The sequence below is a fragment of the Neoroseomonas rubea genome (assembly GCF_016106015.1).
GTDB classification, from domain to species: domain Bacteria; phylum Pseudomonadota; class Alphaproteobacteria; order Acetobacterales; family Acetobacteraceae; genus Neoroseomonas; species Neoroseomonas rubea.
The window spans coordinates 1-7328 of record NZ_JACADQ010000199.1 but is presented as its reverse complement, the minus strand read 5'-3'; the positions used below and the strand labels follow the sequence as shown (position 1 = coordinate 7328).

Genomic DNA, 7328 nt, shown 5'->3' with positions numbered 1-7328 from the left:
AGGTGTGACTGGTGTTGAGACGTGTGCTCTTCGGACCTCGCGCGCGCCGCGGCTTCGGCGGCGGCTGGGATCTCGGCCGGCGGCGGCGGGGCGACGGCCGCGGCGAAGCGGTCGAAGAACTGGTCGGACATCTGTTTGGCGGTGCTGTCGATCAGCCGCGCGCCAAGCTGCGCCATCTTGCCGCCGACCTGTGCCTTGACCGTGTAGCGCAGCAGCGTCTCCTCGGGGCCGACTTCCTCGAGCGCCACGTCCGCGCCGCCCTTGGCAAAGCCCATCGCGCCGCCATTGCCTTCCCCGGTGATGGTGTAGGAGGCGGGCGGGTTGACGTTCTCGAGCTTCACCTTGCCGCCGAACTTCGCGGCCATCGGCCCGATCTTGATCGAGACCTTGGCCTCGAAGGCGTCCTCGGCCGTGCGGGTGACGGATTCGCAGCCGGGGATCGCCGCGCGCAGCATCTCGGGGTCGTTCAGCGCTTCCCATACCCGCTGGCGCGGGGCGGGAATGCGGCGCTCGCCGCTCATGTCCATCGGTGGGTCTCCTGTCCGGGCCGCAACCTAGGGCCGGGGAGGGGGGTGGAAAAGGGGGGCCGCCCCTTGTGATGCGGTGCGGCATCCGGCAAGGACAGCCCAACAGGGCAGGGGCCGGGACCCCTGGGCATGCAGGGGGACAGCGGGACGATGCTGCGCAGTCGAGCCGTCGGTGCGGGCCTTCTCGTCGCGGGGGTCGGTGCGCTCGCGCCGGCGGAGGCCGCGGCAGCGGGCGTCTCGGGGGCAGGCATGTCGCTCGCCTGGGGTCTGCCCTTCGCCGGGCTGCTGCTGTCGATCGCGCTGATGCCGCTCGTCGCGGGCCATGTCTGGCACCATCACTACGGCAAGATCGCCGCGGGGTGGGCGGCGCTGCTGGTGCTGCCCTTCGCGGCAGTGTTCGGCCCGGAGGTTGCAGCCTCCGAGGTCTGGCACATCATGCTCCAGGAATACATCCCCTTCATCGCACTACTGCTTGCGCTCTACGTGACAGGCGGCGGCGTTCTGCTGAAGGGGACGCTGGTCGGCACGCCGGCCGCGAATACGGCGCTGCTCGCCTTCGGCACGGTGATCGCGAGCATCATGGGCACGACAGGCGCCTCGATGCTGCTGATCCGCCCGGTGCTGCGCGCCAACGCCTTCCGCAAGCGCAAGACGCACACCTTCGTCTTCTTCATCTTCCTGGTCAGCAACATCGGCGGGTCGCTGACGCCGCTTGGCGATCCGCCGCTCTATCTCGGCTTCCTCAAGGGCGTGTCCTTCTTCTGGACGACCTCGCACCTGTTCGGGGAATTCCTCGTCTGCGCGATCATCCTGCTCGCGGTCTACTACGTGCTCGACAGCTGGGCCTGGGCGAAGGAGAAGCCGGTGGTGCCGGACACCGGCGCCAAGGAGCCGCTTCGGCTCGAGGGCACGGTGAACCTCGCCCTGATCGGCGCGGTGGTGCTGATGGTGCTGGCGCAGGGCTATTGGCGGCCGGGCGATGTCGCGCTGTTCGGCGACAAGATCGGTCTCGAGCGCTTGGTCGGCGTCGCCGTTTTCGTCGCCATCGCCTTCGTCTCGATGCGCCTCACCTCGCTCGAATTGCGGGAGGCGAACGGCTTCGCCTGGGGGGCGATCCTGGAAGTGGCGAAGCTATTCGCGGCGATCTTCGTGACCATGGCGCCGGTGCTCGCGATCCTGCGCGCCGGGATGGACGGGCCGGCGGCGCCGCTCGTGGCGCTGACCTCCGACGCTGCCGGCCAGCCCGTGCCCTGGGTCTATTTCTGGCTGACCGGGGTGCTGTCGTCGTTCCTCGACAACGCGCCGACCTACCTGGTGTTCTTCAACCTCGCCGGCGGCGACCCGGCCTATTTGATGACGCAGGGGGCGCTGACGCTGGCCGCGATTTCCTGCGGCGCGGTGTTCATGGGGGCCAACTCCTACATCGGCAACGCGCCCAACTTCATGGTCAAGGCGATCGTGGAGGAGAACGGGGAGCGGATGCCCTCCTTCTTCGGCTATGTCGGCTGGGCGGTGGTGTTCCTGGTGCCGCTGTTCGTGCTGGTGACGCTGATCTTCTTCTGATCGGCGCAGTTGCCACGCTGCTGGCTTTCAGGTCCCAAGATAGCTATCCCACAGGGCGTTCCGGAACAGCAGATGCGGGTCATGCGTGCGCTTGGCGTGACGGAATTCGTCCGCTCGCGGATAGGCGCGCGCGAACTGGTCAGGCCGCGCGTGGCGCCGGTAGGGAAGGTAGAAGCTGCCGCCGAGACCGAGTACCATGTCCGTCAGCGCCTGCGTGAGGCGGACCATGTCCGCCTCGCCTTCGGCGGACATCTCCTGCGAAAAGGACAGCACTGCAGCGATGCAGTCCGACCGGGCGTAGGCGAGCAGGCTAAGGTTGTCGCGTAGTACGTGGCGCAGCGTGACATTGAGGAACTCGGCCTTCGCCGGCGGGATGAGCGTGCGGCAACCGGCGAGGAAATCGCCGAAGCGTGGTGCGGGCAGGAAATACTCGTGCAGGATGTCCGTGCGCCGCGGGTCACGGCCGGCGAGGCTCGCCGCCGGCTCGTTCATCAGGCGGTTGCGGGTCGCCATGCCTGTGCCGAGGGCTGGCACGAGCCGCTTCTCCGCGAGCCAGCGCCGCCTCTTGGCAGCTTCTGAGCCGATCTGCGCGCGATAGATGCTGCGCGCCACCTGAACCATCATGCCGCCCTGTGCCACCGGTGGCAGTCCGTTGCGCGGTGCCGGGGCGGCGCGATAGCTGACCAGCAGCGCCTCGGTGAACATGTCCGCACGGCTGACGTTCATTCGACCGTAGATCATGCCGACCGTCGGGTCGTTCGCCATGGCGATGAAGCGTGGCGCGAAGGCATCGGCTGGCATCACTTCCTGCAGCGGCTGCAGCATGGCGTTGGCCGCCAGGCGCACCTCCACATCGAGGACGATGCCGATCAGGCCATAACCGCCGATCGCCAGTCGGAACAGGTCGGCGTTGCGGGTCGGGCTGCACTCCACCACGGTGCCATCGGCCAGCATTATGCGGAATGCGACGACCGTGGAGCCGAAGGGGCCATGCGGCGTTGGCCAGCCATGCGCGTTCACGCACAGCGTGGCGCCGACACCGAAGTCGTTGTTCGACTGCATGACCAGCGGTGACAGGCCCTCCGTGTCCAGCCGCCGAATCACCGACGACCAGCGCGTGCCGGCGTGCACGCGGCAGGTCCGTGCCGCGCGATCGATGTCGAGGCGTGCGCCGCGCATGCTGATGGCCGTGCCGTCGCGCGGGAGGGACTGCGCACCCATGGAATGCCGGGCTGCGCCCACTGCGACCGGCCGACGCTGCCCCGCCGCATCCCGTAATTCCGCACGCAGTCGCGCGAGAAACGCAGCCTCGTTCGAGGCGTCGGCCGACCAGTACCTGAACACGGGCGTCGCGCTCAACCTGCTTGCATCGTTGAGAACTATCGCCGGCTGCGTGGCGGCGACAGGCATGGGGCCTGCGACGAGCAGCGCTGGCAGGTTCCGACGGGTCAGGTTCGGCTGACGCATAGCCACGACAAGGCTCCGCGAGGCGGTCTTGAATTCGTCGCCATCATGCTGGATCGGCGCGGCTTTCGGGAAAGAAACTCCGAAGTCTTGCTGTCACGGGCAACCGAAGCGGGCCGGGCTTGCATGCCTTGCCTTCCGGACTAGGCTGCGCCCAGCAAGCCACGGAAGAACCCCGCATGCCCTACATCATCGCCGACGACCTGCCCGATGAACCCGCGGGCCTGCGCTTCCGCCGCCTGCTCGACCGGCCGGAGATCCTCCAGATGCCCGGCGCGCATCTCGGCATCGCCGCGCTGCTGGCGAAGAAGCAGGGCTTCCCGGCGCTGTACATGTCCGGTGCCGCGATGTCCGCGACCATGGGACTGCCCGATCTCGGCATGATCACGGTCGACGACGTCGCCTGGCATATCCGCCAGGTGGTGCGCGCCAGTGGCCTGCCGGTGCTGGTCGATGGGGACACGGGGTATGGCGAGGCGCTGAACGTCATGCACATGGTCCGCACCTTCGAGGAAGCGGGCGCGGGCGCGGTGCATCTCGAGGACCAGCTGCTGCCCAAGAAGTGCGGGCACCTGAATGACAAGAAGCTCGCCGGCGTGGATGAGATGGCGGCCAAGGTCGCCGCCGCGCGCAAGGCCCGGCGCCACCTCGTCGTCATCGCCCGCACCGATGCGGTGGCGAGCGAGGGGATGGACGCGGCCGTCGACCGCGCGCGCCGCTACCTCGATGCCGGCGCCGACGCGATCTTCCCCGAGGCGCTGACGACGCGGGAGATGTTCGTCGAATTCGCCCGCCGCATGCCGGGCGTGAAGCTGCTCGCGAACATGACTGAGTTCGGCCGCACGCCCTTCTTCACGGCGGCCGAGTTCCAGGAGATGGGCTACGCCATGGTGATCTGGCCGGTCAGCCACCTGCGCATCGCCGCGCGCGCGATGGAGGATCTTTACGTCGCCATCCGCGCCGATGGCGGCACGCAGAACATGGTCGGGCGGATGCAGACCCGCGCGCAGCTCTACGAGACCATTGGCTACCACGCGTATGAGGCGCTGGATCAGAGCCTGATCCGCACCATCGTCCCCGAAGGCATGCCGCAGGGCTGAGGGGGGCCGGCCCCTCATACCGACCGCGCGAAGTCTCATGCTTCGCGCAGTCGGGATCAGCGCACGAGCAGGTTGCCCAGCGCGAAGCCGATCGTGGACTCGTCGGCGACGGGCGGCCGGCCAAGGAAGCGGCAGAAATCCGCGATCTGCTGCGGGATTTCCGTCGCCTGATAATAGGCGAGCATCGTCCCGTGCCGCTGTATCGCCTCGATCGTCCAGATGATCGCGGCTTCCGGATACTCGACGCCGTGCTGATCGGCATTGGCGTGCAGCAGGCCCGCGAAATCCTCCACGCTCGGCCCCGCGACGTGGATCTTGTAGGGCAGGCGGCGGAGGAAGGCCGGGTCCATCAGGTCCCGCGGCGAGAGGTTGGTCGAGAACACCAGCAGCTGGTCGAAGGGAATCTGGAAGGACTGCCCGGTGTGCAGCTTCAGGAAGTCGATCCGCCGGTCCATCGGCACGACCCAGCGGTTCAGCAGCGCCTCGGGGCGGACGAGCTGGCGGCCGAAATCGTCGATCAGCAGAACGCCGTTCATCGCCTTGACGTGCAGCGGCGCCTCGTAGAAGCGCGCCGTCTCCTCGAACTTCAAGTCCAGCATGTCGAGGCTGAGCTCGCCGCCCGCGGCGACGAAGGGCCGGCGGCAGGGCACCCAGCGCGGGTCGAACTCGTCGGCGAGCAGGCTGGCCGCGACCGGCCGGTCGTTGCGCAGGCCGAGCCGGCGATGCACCGAAGGGTCGAAGACCTTCACGATCTGCCCGCCCACCTCGAAGCAGTGGGGCACGAGCACCATCGCGCCGAACACCTTCACCATGCGCTCGGCGATCGAGGTCTTGCCGTTGCCCGGCGCGCCGTAGAGCAGGATGGAACGACCGGCATTCGCGGCGATGCCGACCTTGGCGAGCAGTTCCTCTCCCACCACCAGCGGCTGCATGGCGGAAGCGACCGCCTGCGCCGTCACGGTCTCCCCCCGGATGGTCTGGCGCAGCACGCGCTGGGAGTACTCCGCGAGCGAGATCGGCAGCGGGCCGATATAGGCGTTGTTGGCGAAGGCCTCGACCGCCATCGATCGGCCGCGCGGCGTCAGTTCCACGCGCAGTTCGCCGGCGACGATGCCGGGCTTGAGCTCGACGATCCCCTGGGCGCGGGCGCTCTCGATCAGCGCGGCGGACAGGCGACGGGAGATCGCCAGCGTCTCGGCGATCGAAGCGGTGGTGCCCTGGCCTGCCGTGCTCAGGTACTTCACCAGGATGTCGAAGACGATGCGGGAATCGATGCCGAGCTGCGGCAGCGTATCGGGCGGTGGTGGCAGCCCGTCCTGCAGTTCCTGCACCTGGCGGGCCGACAGCAGACCCGCCTCGACGATCAGCTCGCCGAGCGGCCGCCCGGTCTGGGCTTGGCGCGCAAGGGTCTCGTCCACCTGGTTGCGGGGGACGAGGTCGAGCGCGACGAGAAGATCGCTGAAGCGCAAGGTACACCTCCGGAGGCGGGTCGGCGGGACGCGCCGCTCGGACTCGCAATCGTTAAGAGAACGCTAATCGCGCAACGGTTAATGGTCCATTACCGCGACATCTTGCGGCGCCGGAAGCCGGCATCACGTCCCCGCCAACCATGACACCGCTCCTGGTCGGCTCCGAGATCTATCGCCGGTCCACCTATGGGCCGAAGCACCCGCTCGCCATCCCCCGCGTCTCGACCACGCTCGACCTGGTCCGCGCCCTCGGCTGGGTGGGGGAGGGGCAGTACGTCGAGAGCCCGATCGCCCGGCCCGAGGAGCTGCTGCGCTTCCACCACCCCGACTACATCGCGGCCCTGCAACGCGCCGAGGCCGCGCAGGCCGTCTCGCACGAGGACCGCGCCCGCTTCCGCATCGGCGCCGACGGCAACCCCGTCTACCGGGAAGTGTTCCGCCGCCCGGCGACGGGGGCCGGCGGCACCATGCTCGCCGCCCGGCTGACCGCGGAGCGCGGCGTGGTGCACGTCCCAGGCGGCGGCACGCATCATGGCCGCCCGGACAGGGCGAGCGGCTTCTGCTACCTGAACGATGCCGTGCTCGGGCTCATGGCTTGGCTCGACCAGGGGCTGCAGAACCTCCTCTATGTCGACATCGACGCCCATCACGGCGACGGGGTGCAGGACGCCTTCCACGATGACCCGCGCGTCTTCACGCTTTCCGTACATGAGGAAGGGCGCTGGCCCTTCACCGGCGGCGTCGAGGACCGGGCCGGGGGCCATGCGCGCAACATTCCCGTCCCCGCCGGCTTCAACGATTCCGAGATGATGTGGGTGCTGCACGAGGCGATCCTGCCGCTGACGCGCCGCCTTCGTCCCCAGGCCATCATGCTCCAATGCGGGGCGGATGCGATCGAGGAGGACCCGCTCTCGCGCCTGTCGTTGTCCAACAACGCCCACCGCGCGGTGGTCGCGGCACTGACGGGGCTCGCGCCGCGGCTGATCATCCTCGGCGGCGGGGGCTACAACCCGTGGTCGGTCGCGCGCTGCTGGGCCGGGGTCTGGGGGGCGCTGAACGGCCATGCGCCGCCCGACCGCCTGCCGCCGGCGGCCGAGGCGGTGCTGCGCGGCCTGACCTTCCACCGCGCCGCGGGGCGCAACCCGCCCGAGCATTGGTTCACCACCCTGGCCGACGCCCCGCGCCCCGGCGTGGTGCGCGCCGTG

The 7328-nt window shown here is 69.0% G+C and carries 6 protein-coding genes; 3 read left to right on the top strand and 3 right to left on the bottom strand.

Annotated elements, in window-relative coordinates; all coding sequences use genetic code 11:
• A partial coding sequence (locus HW577_RS16750; protein ID WP_198377290.1) for an SRPBCC family protein occupies nucleotides 1-527 on the bottom strand: 527 nt, incomplete at its 3' end.
• Nucleotides 528-677: 150 nt separating this feature from the next.
• Here HW577_RS16750 and HW577_RS16745 point away from each other — a divergent pair.
• Entirely contained in the window at nucleotides 678-2090 is a 1413-nt protein-coding gene (locus HW577_RS16745) for a sodium:proton antiporter (protein ID WP_198377289.1), read from the top strand.
• Nucleotides 2091-2117: 27 nt separating this feature from the next.
• Here the strand turns inward: HW577_RS16745 and HW577_RS16740 are convergent, their stop codons facing one another.
• Nucleotides 2118-3500, bottom strand: a complete 1383-nt coding sequence (locus HW577_RS16740; protein WP_232475004.1) for an FAD-binding oxidoreductase — start codon at nucleotides 3498-3500, stop codon at nucleotides 2118-2120.
• A gap of 233 nt (nucleotides 3501-3733) precedes the next feature.
• Here HW577_RS16740 and prpB point away from each other — a divergent pair, with 233 nt between their 5' ends.
• Nucleotides 3734-4654 carry a methylisocitrate lyase gene (gene prpB / locus HW577_RS16735; RefSeq protein WP_198377287.1) on the top strand — a complete coding sequence of 307 codons (921 nt, stop codon included), beginning with the start codon at nucleotides 3734-3736 and terminating at the stop codon, nucleotides 4652-4654.
• Nucleotides 4655-4710: 56 nt separating this feature from the next.
• Here the strand turns inward: prpB and HW577_RS16730 are convergent, their stop codons facing one another.
• A complete protein-coding gene (locus tag HW577_RS16730; RefSeq protein ID WP_198377286.1) occupies nucleotides 4711-6123 on the bottom strand; it encodes an ATP-binding protein in 1413 nt (470 codons plus the stop codon).
• A 140-nt stretch (nucleotides 6124-6263) separates the two neighbouring features.
• On the opposite strand from HW577_RS16730, the gene HW577_RS16725 reads away from it, so the two are divergent.
• Nucleotides 6264-7328: acetoin utilization protein AcuC (locus HW577_RS16725; RefSeq protein WP_198377285.1), on the top strand; the 1065-nt coding region annotated here is incomplete at its 3' end.